Genomic DNA, 15262 nt, shown 5'->3' on the forward strand with positions numbered 1-15262 from the left:
CGATGTACCAGACCATGCCCCTCGGGATCGTATTGCGGCGCACGCCGGGGGTGACCCGGTGGGCGAAATATGCCTGGCGCGCGGTGGCGGTGCTGCCGGGCGTGAGCGACGGGGATTGGCGGGTGTTGCGTCAGGAGGGCGATGCGGTCGAATACCTCGCCGGGAGCCTGACACTGGAGCTGCACGGGGCGGAGACCGAAGCCTACGTGCATGGGCTTGGCGCCGAGGTGCCAAGCGTTTTCGTGGTGATGCGCGACGAAGGCCTGGGCGAGAGCCCGCTGGACATGGTTCTGGTTACGGCCTCGCCCTATGAGGCGCAGGATTATTCGGACAGCGGCGAGGAAATCGTCGAGAAGGTGCCGATGCCGCCGGGGCTTTTGGCTTGGGTCCGGGAGTTCGTCGAGACCTACCACAAGGAAGAGGTTTTCGTGAAACGGCGCCGCGACAAGACGCGGATCGACGCAAGGGAAGACGGCATTGGCGATCCGCGTATCGGCACGGCGGCTGATGTCTATGCCTCGCCGAGCTTGAAGAAACGGCGGTTGCAGTGAGCGGATTTTGGGGAAAGCGCAAGGCCGCGGTCGAGGCCGAGGCCTTGGCGGAGCGGAAAGCGGAGGCCGAGCGCGAGAAGCAGCAGGCCGACGCGGCGCTGGCCGAGCGTCCCGACGAAGCTTTGCTGGCCGAGCTTGGCCTGCCGGACCCGGATACGGTGACCGACCCGGACATGATTAAGAAGTTCCTGACCGATGCGCTGCCTGAGAGGCTGCGGCGGCGGGCGCTGCGGCGGCTCTGGGGGCTCAACCCGGTGTTGGCCAATCTCGACGGGCTTGTGGATTATGACGACGATTTTACGGACGCCGCCGTGGCTGTTCCGAACCTGAAAACCACCTACCAGGTGGGGAAGGGTTTGCTGGCGCATGTCCTTGACGCAGAAGAAAAAGCGCGGCAATCTGCGCTGACAATGGGAGACGACCCCGCCGAGCCCGAACCGGACACAGAGCCGCCGGAGGATGCGGAGCCAGAATCAGTTCAATCTGTCGCCGAGACGTCCGCGCCCGCCGTGTCAGAAGACCGGACAGCGATGGCGCAGCCTTCGGGTTCTGAGGGCGATACGGCAGATGCACAACCCGCGTCCGCGCGGCGTATGCGGTTCCGGTTCGATCCCGAGGTCTGAAATTGAGCCACGCCAGCGAGGATGAGCCAGGAATGAATGTCACCGCCGAGCGCGCCGAAATCGCTCAAGAGGATCGGCTGCGCGCCGATCTTTACAATTATCTTGGTGTGATTCTGGCGCGGCCGCCGGATCGCATGCTGCTTGATCAGACGGCCGGACTCGAAGGCGATGACAGCGAGTTGGGGCAGGCGATCGTGACGCTAGGAAAGCTGGCGAAACTGACCAAGCCCGTGTCGGTCGAGAGCGAGTACAACCGTCTGTTCATCGGGTTGGGGCGCGGCGAGCTTCTGCCCTATGCCAGCTATTATCTCACCGGGTTTCTCAACGAAAAGCCGCTGGCGCTGCTGCGGCAGGACATGACGGCGCGCGGCCTGGCGCGGGCGGAGAACACCTTTGAGCCCGAGGATAATATTGCGAGCCTGATGGAGATGATGGGCGCGATGATCATTGGCCGGTTCGGCGCGCCGGCGAGTCTGGGCCAGCAGAGAGATTTTTTTAACCGGCATATCGGACCTTGGGCCGGACACTTCTTTTCCGACCTCGAAGGAGCGAAGAACTCCGTGTTCTATGCCCCGGTCGGAACGTTGGGCAAGCAGTTCATGCAGATCGAGGCCGAGGCCTTCCGCATGAGCAGCACCTGAATTCACCGTCCTTCCGATTCGGAAGGGCATGGCGGGCGGGAGACCGTCCATTAGCAGAGAGGAGGACTCTCATGGAAAAGAAGGACGGGGCCACGCGCCGTGACTTTCTGAAAGTGGCTGCGACGACAGCGCCGGTTGCGGCTGTTGCGGTTGCGACCACGGGCGGCGCGGCGCAAGCGGCTGAACCCGACCTGTCATCAGACAAGATGCAGGACACGGCGCACACCCGCGCCTATCTCGACAGCGTGCGTTTCTGACGCGCAACGGGACGCCCGGGGATGAGCCCGGACGTGCCAAGGCCAAAGCGACTGGTTGCGTGACGCCCGACTGCCAAGAGCCGAAAGTAGTGACCAAGCGAGCGCGGGCAAGCGAGCCCAAGCAAGCAAGGGAGGATGGAAACATGCTTAGGAAAAAGACCAACGGGGTTGCGCGACGCCCCCAGCGGACAAGTATCCTGTCCGAGGCGGCGAACGCTTCGGTTGATCGCCGCGCGTTCCTGCGCGGCTCTGGCCTTGCCATTGGTGGCCTCGCAGCGATTGCCGCGACCGGCGGCACCGTACAGCAAGCCAGCGCAGCGACCGCCGCCAACGGCGCGGTTGAGCTGAAGAAATCGGTTTGCACCCATTGTTCAGTGGGCTGCACCGTGATCGCAGAAGTCAGCGATGGCGTCTGGATCGGGCAGGAGCCCGGTTGGGACAGCCCGTTCAACCTCGGTGCCCATTGCGCCAAGGGGGCATCCGTGCGCGAACATGCCCACGGCGAGCGCCGCCTCAAGTACCCGATGAAAAAAGAGGGTGGTGAGTGGAAGCGCATTTCCTGGGAGCAGGCGATCAACGAGATCGGCGACCAGATGATGACGATCCGCGACGAAAGCGGCCCGGATTCGGTCTACTGGCTCGGCTCGGCCAAACATTCCAACGAACAGGCCTACCTGTTCCGCAAGTTCGCCGCCTACTGGGGCACGAACAACGTCGATCACCAGGCGCGGATTTGCCACTCCACCACCGTTGCGGGCGTTGCGAATACATGGGGCTACGGCGCCATGACCAACAGCTACAACGACATCCACAAGAGCCGAGCGATCTTCATCATCGGCGGCAACCCGGCAGAGGCGCATCCCGTCTCCCTGCTGCATGTTCTGCGTGCAAAAGAGCAGAACAACGCGCCGCTGATCGTCTGCGATCCGCGCTTTACCCGCACTGCGGCCCATGCGGATGAATATGTCCGCTTCCGTCCCGGTTCGGATGTGGCGCTGGTTTGGGGTATCCTGTGGCACATCTTCGAGAACGGCTGGGAGGACAAGGAGTTCATCCGCACCCGTGTCTGGGGCATGGATCAGATCCGCGAGGAAGTTGCAAAGTGGACGCCCGAAGAGGTCGAGCGCGTGACCGGCACCCCGGGTTCGCAGCTTGAACGCGTGGCGCGGACGCTCGCGAACAACCGTCCCGGCACCGTGATCTGGTGCATGGGCGGCACGCAGCACTCCAACGGCAACAACAACACCCGTGCCTACTGCATCCTGCAGCTGGCTCTGGGCAACATGGGCACCGCCGGTGGCGGCACCAACATCTTCCGCGGCCACGACAACGTGCAGGGGGCAACCGACCTTGGCGTTCTGGCCGATACGCTGCCGGGCTACTATGGCCTGTCCGCAGGATCCTGGGCGCATTGGGCGCGGGTCTGGGAAGAAGATCTCGATTGGCTGAAGAGCCGGTTCGGCACACTCAAGGGCAAGGACGGCAAGGACAAGGCCCTGATGAACCTGACCGGCATACCGGTCAGCCGCTGGATCGACGGTGTTCTTGAAGACAAGGAAAACCTCGATCAGCCGGACAACACCCGGGCGATGGTGCTCTGGGGCCACGCGCCGAACTCTCAGACCCGTATGGTCGAGATGAAGACCGCGATGGAAAAGCTCGACATGCTTGTCGTGGTCGACCCCTATCCCACCGTGTCGGCGGTGCTGCATGATCGCACCGATGGCGTTTACCTGCTGCCGGCGGCGACACAGTTCGAGACCCGCGGGTCCGTGACGGCCTCCAACCGGTCGATCCAGTGGCGCGAGCAGGTGGTCGATCCGCTGTTCGAGAGCCTTCCGGATCATATCATCATAGCGAAGTTCGCGGAGAAGTTCGGTTTTGCCGATCGCCTGTTCCGCAATATCGCTGTGGAGGACGGCGAGCCTAACATCGAAGACCTGACCCGCGAATTCAACCGGGGCATGTGGACGGTGGGCTACACCGGCCAGTCGCCGGAGCGGATCAAGCTGCACATGGAGAACCAGCACACCTTTGACCGCACGACCCTGCGCGCAAACGGTGGTCCGGCCGATGGCGATTTCTACGGCATGCCGTGGCCTTGCTGGGGCACGCCCGAGATGAAGCACCCGGGCACCGCCAACCTCTATGATATGTCCATGCCGGTGGCCGAAGGCGGCCTGACCTTCCGCGCGCGTTTCGGCGTGGAGCGTGACGGGGACAACCTGCTGGCGGACGGTGTCTACAGTGTCGGCTCTGAAATTCAGGATGGCTATCCCGAATTCACCATGCAGATGCTGATGGATCTCGGCTGGGATGGTGATCTGACCGACGAGGAGCGCAGTGTCATCGAAAAGGTTGCGGGCTATGCGCCTGTCGACAGCACCGGCAACGGCGAGCAGGAGGTTGGCGAGACATCGCAAACCGGAGAGCGGCCCAGCGATTACGCTGAAAAGGTTGGCGGCGTGAACTGGAAGACCGACCTGTCGGGCGGTATTCAGCGGGTTGCCATCAAGCACGGCTGCGCACCCTTCGGCAATGCCAAGGCGCGGGCGGTTGTCTGGACGTTCCCGGACCCGGTGCCGCTGCACCGCGAACCGCTCTACACAAACCGGCGCGATCTTCTGGACAAATACGCGACTTACGAGGATCGTCAGTTCTGGCGAGTGCCGACCATGTACGCGTCTATCCAGAAGCAGGACTTCAGCCAGGAGTATCCGATCATCCTGACCTCCGGTCGTCTGGTCGAATATGAGGGCGGGGGCGACGAGACGCGCTCCAATCCGTGGCTGGCCGAGCTGCAGCAGGACATGTTCATCGAGATCAACCCGCGTGATGCCAACAATCTTGGTGTGCGCGACGGGGCGCAGGTCTGGGTCGAAGGTCCCGAAGGCGGCAAGGTCAAGGTCATGGCGATGGTGACCGAGCGGGTTGGGACAGGCGTGGCCTTCATGCCTTTCCACTTCGGCGGCCACTTCCAGGGCGAGGACCAGCGGTCCAAGTATCCGGACGGCGCCGATCCCTATGTCCTTGGGGAAAGCACCAACACGGCGCAGACCTACGGCTATGACAGCGTGACCCAGATGCAGGAGACCAAAGCGACTCTCTGCAAGATCATGCCAGCGTAAGGAGAAAAGAGAATGGCAAGAGCAAAGTTTCTCTGTGACGCCGAGCGCTGCATCGAGTGCAACGCCTGCGTCACGGCCTGTAAGAACGAGCACGAGGTGCCCTGGGGCATCAACCGGCGCCGTGTGGTGACCATTCAGGACGGCATGCCGGGCGAACGCTCGATCTCTGTCGCCTGCATGCACTGCTCGGACGCGCCGTGCATGGCGGTCTGCCCGGTGGATTGCTTCTACCAGAACGAGGAAGGTGTCGTCCTGCACTCGAAGGACCTGTGTATCGGCTGCGGCTACTGCTTCTACGCGTGCCCCTTCGGCGCGCCGCAGTACCCGCAGGCCGGCAACTTCGGCTCGCGCGGCAAGATGGACAAGTGCACCTTCTGCGCCGGTGGCCCGGAGGAGAACAACTCCAACGCGGAGTTCTCCAAGTATGGGCGCAACCGGATTGCGGAAGGCAAACTGCCGATCTGCGCCGAGATGTGCTCGACCAAGGCCCTGCTTGCGGGCGATGGCGACGTCGTGTCCGCCGTCTATCGCGAGCGCGTCGTGGCCCGTGGCTTCGGCTCCGGCGCCTGGGGCTGGGGAACGGCATACGACCAGAAGGGCGGCTGAGCCGTCCCATTGGCAGGGGCGGGGTAGATAACCCCGCCCTACGCACCGACGCTCTGTAGGGCGGGGTTATCTACCCCGCCTTACCCCGTTTTCGCGCGCGCCGGTCCACAAGGTCCCAGCACTGCGCGCCGCGCAACCATCCGATATCCCGGAGCTTTCACGATGCCGCGCTTTCTACTGCTTATCCTCGCCACACTCACGCTGGCTCTGCCCGGTGTCGCCCCGGCGCAGGACGTCTTCACCGATCCGGCAACGGTCGTTTCCCCGGTCGATCGTTCCGCCACAGGCGGCGCGCAGACGTTGGAGGATATTCTGCGGCGTCAGCAGGGGCTTCCGATCGACGACAGTTTCCGCTCCGATTTGGTGGGCGATGATGCGACACCGCTTCCGAACCTTGCACCGCTCGGCACTTCGTCGGATCCGGCGCTGTGGCGCGCTCTGCGCTACAACAAGGCCGATGTGACCGTCTCGACCCAGGGCGATCTGGGCAAGGTGCTCGTGCAGGACGGCGGCATGGCGTGGTACCAATTCCGCGAAGGCCCGCTGGCCACATATGGCGGCTGGCTTCTGATCGGTACCATCGTGGTGCTCGGTCTGTTTTTCCTGATCCGCGGACGCATTCGCATCGACGGTGAAAAGGCTGGCCGTACGGTGACCCGCTTTCAGGCCTTCGAGCGGTTCTCGCACTGGCTGCTTGCGGGCTCCTTCATCCTGCTCGGGATCACCGGCTTGCTGACGCTGTTCGGTCGCATGTTCATCGCGCCCTACCTGGGCAAGGAAACCAACGCCAACCTGCTGGTGGCCTCCAAGATGATCCACAACAATATCGCCTGGGCCTTCATGCTTGGGCTGATCCTCGTCTTCGTTCTTTGGGTCTGGCACAACATTCCCGACAAGACCGACATCAAATGGTTTGCACAGGCAGGCGGCATCATCGGCAACAAGCACCCGCCCGCCAAGAAATTCAACGGCGGTCAGAAGATCATCTTCTGGTCCGTGATCGTGCTTGGGGTTTCACTTTCGGTGTCCGGCCTGTCGCTGCTGTTCCCCTTTGAAATGCCCCTTTTCGCCAAGACATTCGCGATCCTGAATGACATCGGCGTTCCTGGCTGGGTCGATATGGCGCCGCTGCCGACCGCTCTGGCGCCACAGGAGGAAATGCAACTGGCGCAACTGTGGCACGCCATCGTCGCCTTTGTCATGATGGCGGTGATCCTGGCGCATATCTACATCGGGACCGTCGGCATGGAGGGCGCCTTTGACGCCATGGGCTCGGGCGAAGTCGACGAGGCCTGGGCGCATCAGCACCATTCGCTCTGGCTCGACGAGATCAAGGAAAGCGAGAAGCAGGGCGCTCAGGGCAGCGCCACACCTGCGGAATAAACCCGTGAGGGGGCTGGCACTTTCGCTGGTCATCATCTGCGCCGGTGCCGTCTCGGCGCAGACATCCTTTACCACGCTCAAGGGGCACGGCGGGCCGATCATGGCGCTTGACGTTTTGCCGGATGGCGGCGTGGTGACGGGCAGCTTTGACAATGCCTTGGGGATCTGGACCGGCCGCGCGCCGGTCTGGCTCGATGGGCACGAGGCGGCGGTGACCGTCGTTCTGGCTCTGCCGGATGGGCGCGTTGCCTCCGGCAGCGATGACTTTTCTGTCCGGCTCTGGACCGATGGCGCGGGTCGGGTGCTGGGTCATCACCTTGGCAAGGTGACGGCTCTTGCGCTTGCCCCGGACGGGGCGTTGCTGTCCGGGAGCTGGGACGGGACAATCCGGCGCTGGGAACCGGACGGCACCGAAGGCGCGGCGCTTCCGGCTCCGGGAGCTGGGGTCAACGATATTGCCATCGCTGCGGATGGCACGATTTTTGCAGCGACCATGACCGGGGATGTGCTGCGCTATCCGGTAGACGGGCGCGCGCCCGTGCCACTGGCGCGGCAGGGCTTTGGCGTTAACGAACTGGTGTTGGGCGAGGGCTGGCTGGCCTATGGTGCGGTCGATGGTGCAACGCGGGTGATCGACGCGAATACCGGCGCGGACTTGCGCGATTTCACCCTCGACCGTCGGCCGATCCTCGCCATGGATCATCACCCGCAGGCGGGATTGATCGCGGTTGGCGACGGGCAGGGCTATATAATGATGATCGACACCGGCGACTGGCGTATCACCCGGGATTTCCGTGCTGCCCGCGAGGGACCCGTCTGGGCGCTCAGTTTCTCGAACGAGGGCGACGTGATCCATGCAGGGGGCATCGACGACGTGGTGTTCTCCTGGCCCGTTGCGCTTCTCGAGAGTTTCGATCCCGCGATGGGGCAAAAGCGTAGCTTTCTTCGCGATCCGGAGAAAATGAGCAATGGCGAGCGACAGTTCATGCGCAAATGTTCGATCTGCCACGCGCTGGAGCCGGGACCGTCGCGAAAGGCAGGGCCGACGCTGTTCGGCGTGTTCGGTCGGGACGCGGGCAGCCTGCCGGGCTATGCTTATTCGCAGACACTGACCGGACTCGATATTCAGTGGACGGATGAAACCATTGATGCCCTGTTCGAAACCGGCCCGGATCACTATATCCCGGGATCTAAGATGCCGATGCAGGTGATCAGCGGCGCACAGGACCGCGCCGATCTGATCGCTTTCCTGAAAGAGGCGACACAATGAAAGGATTTGGCTCATGAAAGCCATGATAACCGGGTTCGCGGTAGCGGCTCTTATCGGGGTGGCCGCCTACTACGGGCTTCACGAAATCGGCTTTTCCAGCGCGGACCGTGCATCAAGTGACGCCGTTCGGCTGAACTGACCGCCAACCTGGCGGCTCTGTGGCCCACTGTTTCGCACGGATTCAGAGGCTAGAGCCCGATGGCGCGAAAGGCGGTCCAGAGTTTATCCGTGATCTCGTCTGCCTGCGCGTCGCTGAGGATGAACGGCGGCGCGAGCAGGATGTGATCGCCGGATTGCCCGTCGATCGTCCCTCCCATCGGGTAGCAGATCAGCCCGGCGTCAAAGGCGGCCTTCTTCAGCTTGGCATGGGTTTTCAAAGCCGGGTCCAACGGTGCCTTTGTCTCGCGGTCTGCCACCAGTTCCAGCCCGAGGAACAGGCCACGGCCGCGAATGTCGCCGACATTGGGGTGCTGGCCAAAGCGTGCGGCAAGCCGTTCGCTGAGGGCTGCGCCCATCGGGGCCACCCGCGCGACAAGGTCATCATCGGTCAGCCGTTCGAGGACCGCAAGACCCGCCGCGCAGGCCGTGGGGTGGCCAATGTAGGTGTGCCCGTGCTGGAAAAAGCCGGAGCCGTGTTCGATGGCGTCGTGGATGGTGTCTGTGCAGAGCATGGCGCCGAGCGGCTGGTAGCCTGCGCCTAGGCCTTTGGCCACGGCACAGATGTCCGGCGCGATGCCATCCTGCTCGCAGGCAAACAGTGTGCCGGTGCGGCCCATGCCACACATGACTTCGTCGAGGATCAGCAGGATACCGTGGCGGGTGCAGAGGTCGCGAATGCGTTTGTAGTAGTTTGCAACGGGTGGCACCGCGCCCAGCGTCGCGCCGACGACTGGCTCGGCCACGAAGGCAAGGACGGTTTCGGCGCCGTGGCGGGCGATTTCGGTTTCCAGTTCGGCGATCAGGCGGTCGCAGTATTGCGCCTCGCTCTCGTCCGCCTGTTGGCCGCGATAGGCATAGCAGGGGGAGACGTGGCTGACGTCGATCAGAAGCGGCGCGAAGGGCGCGCGGCGCCATGCGTTGCCGCCCGCGGCCAAGGCGCCAAGGGTGTTTCCGTGGTAGCTCTGCTTCCGGGCGATGATGCGGGTGCGTTCGGGCTGGCCGATCTCGATGACATACTGGCGCGCAAGTTTCAGCGCGGCCTCCATCGCCTCCGACCCGCCGGAGACCAAATAGACCCGATCAAGCCCTGCGGGCGCATGGGTGATCAGCTTGTCAGCCAGCGCCTCCGCCGGTTCGGACGTGAAGAATCCGGTATGCGCGAAAGCCACCTTGTCCAGCTGCGCGCGGATCGCCTGCGTGACTTTCTCATCGGAATGGCCAAGGCAGGAGACCGCTGCACCGCCCGATCCGTCCAGATATCTTTTGCCATTCCGGTCAATCAGATAGACGCCATCTCCGTGGGAGACCATCGGCGGCGGCGTCTTGGAGTTGCGGGGAAAGACGTGGGAGGTGGGCTGGGACATGGCGTCAACTTCTTTTCACGCAGGAATTTGATGAACCAACCTTGCCACACATTTCATTAGGCGTTCTACTGGTTTCACCCAACCTTCGCCTCTGCGAAGACTGATCAGATACAGGGAGACCAACATGAAACATTACGTACTCGGAGCCGCGGCCGCGGTCGGCATGGCCTTTGGCGGTGCGGCGAGCGCGCAGGAGTTCATCTCCATCGGCACCGGCGGTGTGACCGGCGTCTACTATCCCACCGGTGGTGCCATCTGCCGACTTGTGAACAAATCGCGCAAGGAGCATGGCATCCGCTGCGCCGTCGAATCCACCGGCGGGTCCGTATACAACATCAACACCATCAAGGCCGGTGAGCTTGAGTTCGGCGTGGCCCAGTCCGACTGGCAGTACCATGCCTACAACGGCACGTCCAATTTCGAGGGTGACGCGGCTTTCCCGGAACTGCGCGCGGTGTTCTCTGTGCATGCCGAGCCCTTTACCCTGATCACGCGCTCGGACACCGGTATCGAGAAGTTCGAGGATCTCAAGGGCAAGCGCGTCAACGTCGGCAACGCGGGCTCTGGTCAGCGCGCCACAATGGAAGTTGTCATGGACGCCTTCGGTATCACCATGGACGACTTCTCGCTGGCGACCGAATATAAGGGCTCGGAGATGGCCACGCAGCTCTGCGACGGCAACATCGACGCGATGATCTACACCATCGGTCACCCGGCTGCGGCGATCAAGGAAGCGTCCACCACCTGTGATGTGACACTGGTCGACGTGGTCGGCGAGCCGATCGACAAACTGGTTGCGGACAACCCCTACTACCGCGTGGCGACGATTCCGGGCGGCATGTATGATGGCAATCCGGAAGACGTGACCACCTTTGGCGTCGGCGCGACCTTCGTAACCTCGGCGAATGTCCCGGAAGACACGGTTTATGTTGTGGCCAAGGCCGTGATGGAAAACATCGACGACTTCCGCCAACTGCACCCGGCATTCGCCAACCTCGACCCGGCGCAGATGGTCAAGGACGGCCTGTCCGCCCCGCTGCACCCGGGCGCGGCAAAGGCGTATAAAGAACTCGGCCTGATGGAATAACCTTCGAGCGTATCGGAAGACGAAGCGGCGGCGGGGAAACTCGCCGCCGCTACGCATTTCACAGCGGTTCGCTATTGGGCCTATCTACGCGCCGTAAGGCACGAAAGATCATAATTTCAACAGAGCAAACGGAGCAGACGAAAGGCGACTTCCGTCATCAGCGGAAAAAATGAATGCACATTCTATGAATACTATGCTTTGAGTTTCTGAAGTTAGATTCGATGTTTCCCAAGGATAATCTATGAAACGTTTTATTCTACCGGCCCTTTTGGGCCTGGCGTTTTTCCTAAGTGTGTCTCCCGCACGTTTGTCCGCCGCGACCATCGCGGTCGAGGATTGGTGGCTTCAGACCGATACCCTGGGTGGTTTGCGCCAAAGCACGACCGACGGTCGGTTTTATTTTGCGGTTTCCCAATCCAACGTTTGGTCGCCTGGCGATACGTACGAAGCGCCCACGGGGTATCGCGTTGCGACAACCGCCGAAGGTGAGGCTGTCTTCAATCAAGGCAATTCAAGCTACGTCTACACTTACTACTCTCAGGGTGGATGGAGTGGTTACTATTGGGAAGGAAAGTCGCGCGCCCTGTTCCGGTTTTCCGATAGCCACCTTACGGGCGCATACAAACATGCGGGCAATTTCGATGAATATTATGTTCAAACCTCGCCATCAACGACCGATTTCGCCGGGTTGGTCTTGATTGCAGACATGGCGGCGGTGCCGCTTCCGGCCTCTGGCGTGTTGCTGATGCTTGGACTTGGCGGGTTTGGCCTGATGCGGCGTCGAAAGACGAACTGACCTTCTGCGCCGCTTGCATGCGGCAAGGCAATCGTGAAGGGGCCGTGCATGTGCGCGGCCTCTTTTTGTCTGGCTCTTGGGTGCCGTTGTGGCAGGCGACGGCATCTGATTGTACGAAAAACGCAACTTTTGCCTTGCACCAAAGCACAACATGAGCGCAGCCTTGACGGAATTAACCATCAGGGGGCACAAAATGACAGACGCCGCAACAGAGCGCTCAGCAGATGATATGGTGGCCGAGGCCGACACCGGGGCGCGCAACCCGGCAGTGGTGTGGCAGGCCAGGCTGATCATCGGGACCTGCATCGCATGGTCGGTGTTTCAGCTCTACATTGCCAGCCGCATCCCCGGCATGGTCGCGCAAGCGACCGGCATGAGCATCTTTGCCAATATTGTCGCACAGGCACGGTTCGTTCACCTCGCCTTTGCTATCATGCTGGCAACGCTGGCGTTTCCTTTGACCTCCAAGGCACCGAGGGATCGCATCCCGCTCTATGACTGGGTGATTGCCGCACTTGGGATCGCGGCCTGTCTTTACCTTGTGGTGTTCCGGTTCTCGATCGCGGACAGGCCCGGATTGTGGAGCACGACCGATATCGTGATGTCGGCCACCGGGATGATCGTCCTGATGATCTCGGTCTATCGCTCGCTTGGCCTGCCACTGGTGATCATTGCCTCCGCCTTCATCGCCTTCGCCTTCTTCGGCGGGTACAGCGAATGGGCGCGGAACATCACCAACTACGGCGGCTCCTCGCTGTCCAAGGCGCTGGGGCATTACTGGATGCAGACCGAGGGTGTCTTTGGCGTGGCCCTCGGGGTGTCGACCTCGATGATATTCCTGTTCGTGCTGTTTGGCGCGTTGCTGGACCGTGCGGGGGGCGGCAACTGGTTCATTCAGGTGGCAATCGCCCTGCTGGGTGCGCTGCGCGGCGGGCCGGCGAAGGCATCGGTCCTGAGTTCGATGATGACCGGCATGATCTCCGGCTCCTCCATTGCAAACACCGTGACCACCGGCACCTTCACCATTCCGCTGATGAAGCGGATCGGCTTTCCGGCGGAAAAGGCCGGGGCGGTCGAGGTGGCCAGTTCAACCAACGGCCAGTTGACGCCCCCGGTGATGGGGGCCGCGGCCTTCCTGATGGTCGAATATGTCAACATTCCCTATATCGACGTGGTCAAACATGCCTTCCTGCCAGCGGTCATTTCCTACATGGCGCTGCTGTATATCGTGCATCTTGAATCGCTGAAGATGGGCCTCAAGGGGCTGGAAAAGCCGGGACGGAAGATCGGCGTGATCATGATCGCGATCCTGTTCCTGTCAGGCTTCATCTTCCTTGGCCTCTGCGCCTTCCTGATGATCGGACTGCGCACGCTGCTGGATCCGGTCATGGGCGACAGTGTCTATGCGGCGGTGGCGCTGGTGGCGGTGCTCTATATCGTTTTGCTGAAGGTCGCGGCAGGGCTGCCGGAAATCCAGGAAGATGACGATCCGGACGCACCGCCCAAGGCGCCGCGGCTGACGCCGACGCTTATCGGGGGGCTGTATTTCGCGCTGCCGATTTTCATCCTGGTGTGGAACCTGATGGTGCGGACCGACACGCTCGACCGGCTGTCGCCGGCGCTGTCGGCCTTCTGGGCGACGATCTTCATGATCATCATTGCGCTGACCCACCGCCCGCTCAAGGCGATGTTCCGGGGTAAAGAAGTGGGCACGGAGGCCCGCGCGGGCTGGGGTGATTTTGTCCAAGGCCTGATCCTTGGGGCGCGCAACATGATCGGGATCGGCGTCGCCACCGGGGCGGCGGGCATTATCGTCGGAACCATCTCGCTCACCGGCGCGCACCAGGTCATCGGCCAGGTGATCGAGGTGATCTCGGGCGGCAACCTGATCATTCTTCTGGTGCTGGTTGCGGTGCTGTCGCTGATCCTTGGCATGGGCCTGCCGACCACGGCAAACTATATCGTTGTCTCCTCGCTCATGGCGCCGGTGATCGTCAGCGTCGGCGCGCAGGCGGGGCTGATCGTGCCGCTGATCGCGGTGCACATGTTCGTCTTCTATTTCGGAATTCTGGCAGATGACACGCCGCCCGTGGGCCTGGCGGCTTATGCGGCGGCTGCGATTTCGCGCGGCGATCCGATCAAGACCGGCATCCAGGGCTTTGCCTATGACATCCGCACGGCGCTGTTGCCGTTCCTGTTCATCTTCAACACCGACCTTCTGCTGATCGACGTGACGCTGCCGCATGCGGTGCTGGTATTCTTCATCTCCCTGATTGCCATGCTGCTCTTTGCGGCCGCGACACAGGGCTACTTCATCGCCAAGTCGAAATGGTGGGAAAGCGCGGCGTTGCTGGTGATCTGCTTCATGCTGTTCCGGCCGGGGTTCTTCCTCGACCAGATCAGCGAGCGCTACACCACGGCGGAAGGCGCCGCTGCGATTGCGCTGATGGAAGGAGCGGAAGATGGCAAGGCGCTGCGGCTGACCATCAACGGTCCGGACTTCGACACCGGCAAGATGCGGCCCACAACGATCGAGATCCCGGCGGTGCCGGGCGATGCCTTCGGCGCGCTCGATGCTGAAGGCTTGACGCTGATGGAGGAGGGGGATCAGCTGCTGATCGACGAGCCGTTCCCTGGCACGCCGCACTTCGAAACGCTTGGGACGGAGTACGACTACTACGGAGACACCCCGGTGAGTATCATTCAGGTGCAGGTCGAGAACGACCGCATGCCCAAGGAACTGTTCTTCATCCCGGCACTGTTGCTGTTGGCGGGGGTCGTGATGATCCAGCGCCCGCGCGCCACGCAACCGGCCTTCTGAGGGGACCAGAGAGATGTTCAAGAAAATTCTTCTCGCCATCGACCTGAACCAGACCAAAGGCAAACGGCGCGCCGCAGAAGGCGCATGTCAGCTGGCGATTGCCAATAATGCCGAACTGCATGTGCTGAACGTGGTGCCGGACAGCGGCATGGCCATGGTCGGCGCAGCGCTTGGACCTGAGCACGCCGAGCGCATCCGCGAGGAGGCGCAGGCGCAACTGATGGATTGGGCGGCGCAGGTGCTTCCAAATGAAATCACACCGCATCTGCACGTGGTGCAAGGCAATATCTATGACACGATCCTCCGCACGGCGGACAGGATCGAGGCGGATGCGATCGTGGTCGGCGCGCATCGCCCCGAGCTGCGCGACTATCTTGTCGGACCGAACGCGGCGCGTGTTGTGCGTCACGCCAACCAGTCCGTGTTTGTCATTCGTTAGAGTGGGTTTGGGGCTCTGCCCCGTCTCGCTGCGCGAGCCTCCCCGGGATATTTGCGCAGAGAAGAAACTGGGTGATATAGGCCTGTCTTCTTCTCTGTCGTAAATATCCCCGCCGGAGGCTGCCGCGCGGAAGTGAC

14 protein-coding genes are annotated in these 15262 nt (G+C 62.2%); 13 read left to right on the forward strand and 1 reads right to left on the reverse strand.

Features of this window, described 5'->3' with window-relative positions:
* The first annotated feature begins 14 nt into the window (after nucleotides 1-14).
* The 9 genes from ACN2XU_RS18315 (at nucleotide 15) to ACN2XU_RS18355 (ending at nucleotide 8598) form a co-directional block, all read left to right on the forward strand.
* On the forward strand, nucleotides 15-551 hold the full coding sequence (locus ACN2XU_RS18315; protein ID WP_419411986.1) for a DUF3305 domain-containing protein: 537 nt from the start codon (nucleotides 15-17) through the stop codon (nucleotides 549-551).
* Nucleotides 548-1174, forward strand: coding sequence for a DUF3306 domain-containing protein (locus tag ACN2XU_RS18320; RefSeq protein WP_419411912.1), 627 nt, complete (start codon nucleotides 548-550; stop codon nucleotides 1172-1174). The genes ACN2XU_RS18315 and ACN2XU_RS18320 overlap by 4 nt, the downstream gene beginning before the upstream one ends.
* Nucleotides 1175-1206: 32 nt before the next feature.
* Nucleotides 1207-1815: a TorD/DmsD family molecular chaperone gene (locus ACN2XU_RS18325; RefSeq protein WP_419411913.1), complete on the forward strand. Its 609-nt coding sequence runs from the start codon at nucleotides 1207-1209 to the stop codon at nucleotides 1813-1815.
* Between the two features lie 71 nt (nucleotides 1816-1886).
* Nucleotides 1887-2072, forward strand: coding sequence for a twin-arginine translocation pathway signal protein (locus ACN2XU_RS18330; RefSeq protein ID WP_419411914.1), 186 nt, complete (start codon nucleotides 1887-1889; stop codon nucleotides 2070-2072).
* A 143-nt stretch (nucleotides 2073-2215) separates the two neighbouring features.
* On the forward strand, nucleotides 2216-5200 hold the full coding sequence (locus ACN2XU_RS18335; RefSeq protein ID WP_419411915.1) for a formate dehydrogenase subunit alpha: 2985 nt from the start codon (nucleotides 2216-2218) through the stop codon (nucleotides 5198-5200).
* 12 nt (nucleotides 5201-5212) lie between these two features.
* The gene (gene fdh3B, locus ACN2XU_RS18340) at nucleotides 5213-5806 is read left to right on the forward strand and encodes a formate dehydrogenase FDH3 subunit beta (protein ID WP_419411916.1); all 594 of its coding nucleotides are present in this window, start codon (nucleotides 5213-5215) and stop codon (nucleotides 5804-5806) included.
* A 162-nt stretch (nucleotides 5807-5968) separates the two neighbouring features.
* Nucleotides 5969-7189: a formate dehydrogenase subunit gamma gene (locus tag ACN2XU_RS18345; RefSeq protein WP_419411917.1), complete on the forward strand. Its 1221-nt coding sequence runs from the start codon at nucleotides 5969-5971 to the stop codon at nucleotides 7187-7189.
* Nucleotides 7190-7193: 4 nt separating this feature from the next.
* A complete protein-coding gene (locus ACN2XU_RS18350; RefSeq protein ID WP_419411918.1) occupies nucleotides 7194-8459 on the forward strand; it encodes a c-type cytochrome in 1266 nt (421 codons plus the stop codon).
* Nucleotides 8460-8472: 13 nt separating this feature from the next.
* Complete coding sequence (locus tag ACN2XU_RS18355; RefSeq protein ID WP_419411919.1) at nucleotides 8473-8598, forward strand: hypothetical protein; 126 nt, start codon at nucleotides 8473-8475, stop codon at nucleotides 8596-8598.
* A gap of 49 nt (nucleotides 8599-8647) precedes the next feature.
* On the opposite strand, the gene ACN2XU_RS18360 is transcribed toward ACN2XU_RS18355, so the two are convergent.
* Nucleotides 8648-9982 (reverse strand): aspartate aminotransferase family protein, encoded by a 1335-nt coding sequence (locus ACN2XU_RS18360; RefSeq protein ID WP_419411920.1) that lies wholly within the window; start codon nucleotides 9980-9982, stop codon nucleotides 8648-8650.
* Nucleotides 9983-10106: 124 nt separating this feature from the next.
* On the opposite strand from ACN2XU_RS18360, the gene ACN2XU_RS18365 reads away from it, so the two are divergent.
* The 4 genes from ACN2XU_RS18365 (at nucleotide 10107) to ACN2XU_RS18380 (ending at nucleotide 15125) form a co-directional block, all read left to right on the forward strand.
* Nucleotides 10107-11069: a TAXI family TRAP transporter solute-binding subunit gene (locus ACN2XU_RS18365; protein ID WP_419411921.1), complete on the forward strand. Its 963-nt coding sequence runs from the start codon at nucleotides 10107-10109 to the stop codon at nucleotides 11067-11069.
* A gap of 241 nt (nucleotides 11070-11310) precedes the next feature.
* Entirely contained in the window at nucleotides 11311-11865 is a 555-nt protein-coding gene (locus tag ACN2XU_RS18370; protein WP_419411922.1) for a VPLPA-CTERM sorting domain-containing protein, read from the forward strand.
* 193 nt (nucleotides 11866-12058) lie between these two features.
* Nucleotides 12059-14686 (forward strand): TRAP transporter permease, encoded by a 2628-nt coding sequence (locus ACN2XU_RS18375; RefSeq protein WP_419411923.1) that lies wholly within the window; start codon nucleotides 12059-12061, stop codon nucleotides 14684-14686.
* A gap of 13 nt (nucleotides 14687-14699) precedes the next feature.
* Nucleotides 14700-15125 (forward strand): universal stress protein, encoded by a 426-nt coding sequence (locus ACN2XU_RS18380; RefSeq protein WP_419411924.1) that lies wholly within the window; start codon nucleotides 14700-14702, stop codon nucleotides 15123-15125.
* Nucleotides 15126-15262 lie beyond the last annotated feature (137 nt).

Origin of the sequence: Pacificoceanicola niger, from assembly GCF_048553275.1 — a bacterium.
In the GTDB taxonomy this organism is placed as follows: Bacteria; Pseudomonadota; Alphaproteobacteria; order Rhodobacterales; family Rhodobacteraceae; genus Pacificoceanicola.

Excerpts from the sequence above, each read along its gene's own strand:
- ACN2XU_RS18345 (WP_419411917.1), top strand. The coding sequence starts at position 5,969 with ATGCCGCGCTTTCTACTGCTTATCCTCGCCACACTCACGCTGGCTCTG.
- fdh3B (WP_419411916.1), top strand. The coding sequence starts at position 5,213 with ATGGCAAGAGCAAAGTTTCTCTGTGACGCCGAGCGCTGCATCGAGTGC.
- ACN2XU_RS18315 (WP_419411986.1), top strand. The coding sequence starts at position 15 with ATGCCCCTCGGGATCGTATTGCGGCGCACGCCGGGGGTGACCCGGTGG.
- ACN2XU_RS18335 (WP_419411915.1), top strand. The coding sequence starts at position 2,216 with ATGCTTAGGAAAAAGACCAACGGGGTTGCGCGACGCCCCCAGCGGACA.
- ACN2XU_RS18330 (WP_419411914.1), top strand. The coding sequence starts at position 1,887 with ATGGAAAAGAAGGACGGGGCCACGCGCCGTGACTTTCTGAAAGTGGCT.
- ACN2XU_RS18370 (WP_419411922.1), top strand. The coding sequence starts at position 11,311 with ATGAAACGTTTTATTCTACCGGCCCTTTTGGGCCTGGCGTTTTTCCTA.
- ACN2XU_RS18360 (WP_419411920.1), bottom strand. The coding sequence starts at position 9,982 with ATGTCCCAGCCCACCTCCCACGTCTTTCCCCGCAACTCCAAGACGCCG.
- ACN2XU_RS18365 (WP_419411921.1), top strand. The coding sequence starts at position 10,107 with ATGAAACATTACGTACTCGGAGCCGCGGCCGCGGTCGGCATGGCCTTT.
- ACN2XU_RS18355 (WP_419411919.1), top strand. The coding sequence starts at position 8,473 with ATGAAAGCCATGATAACCGGGTTCGCGGTAGCGGCTCTTATCGGGGTG.
- ACN2XU_RS18375 (WP_419411923.1), top strand. The coding sequence starts at position 12,059 with ATGACAGACGCCGCAACAGAGCGCTCAGCAGATGATATGGTGGCCGAG.
- ACN2XU_RS18380 (WP_419411924.1), top strand. The coding sequence starts at position 14,700 with ATGTTCAAGAAAATTCTTCTCGCCATCGACCTGAACCAGACCAAAGGC.
- ACN2XU_RS18325 (WP_419411913.1), top strand. The coding sequence starts at position 1,207 with ATGAATGTCACCGCCGAGCGCGCCGAAATCGCTCAAGAGGATCGGCTG.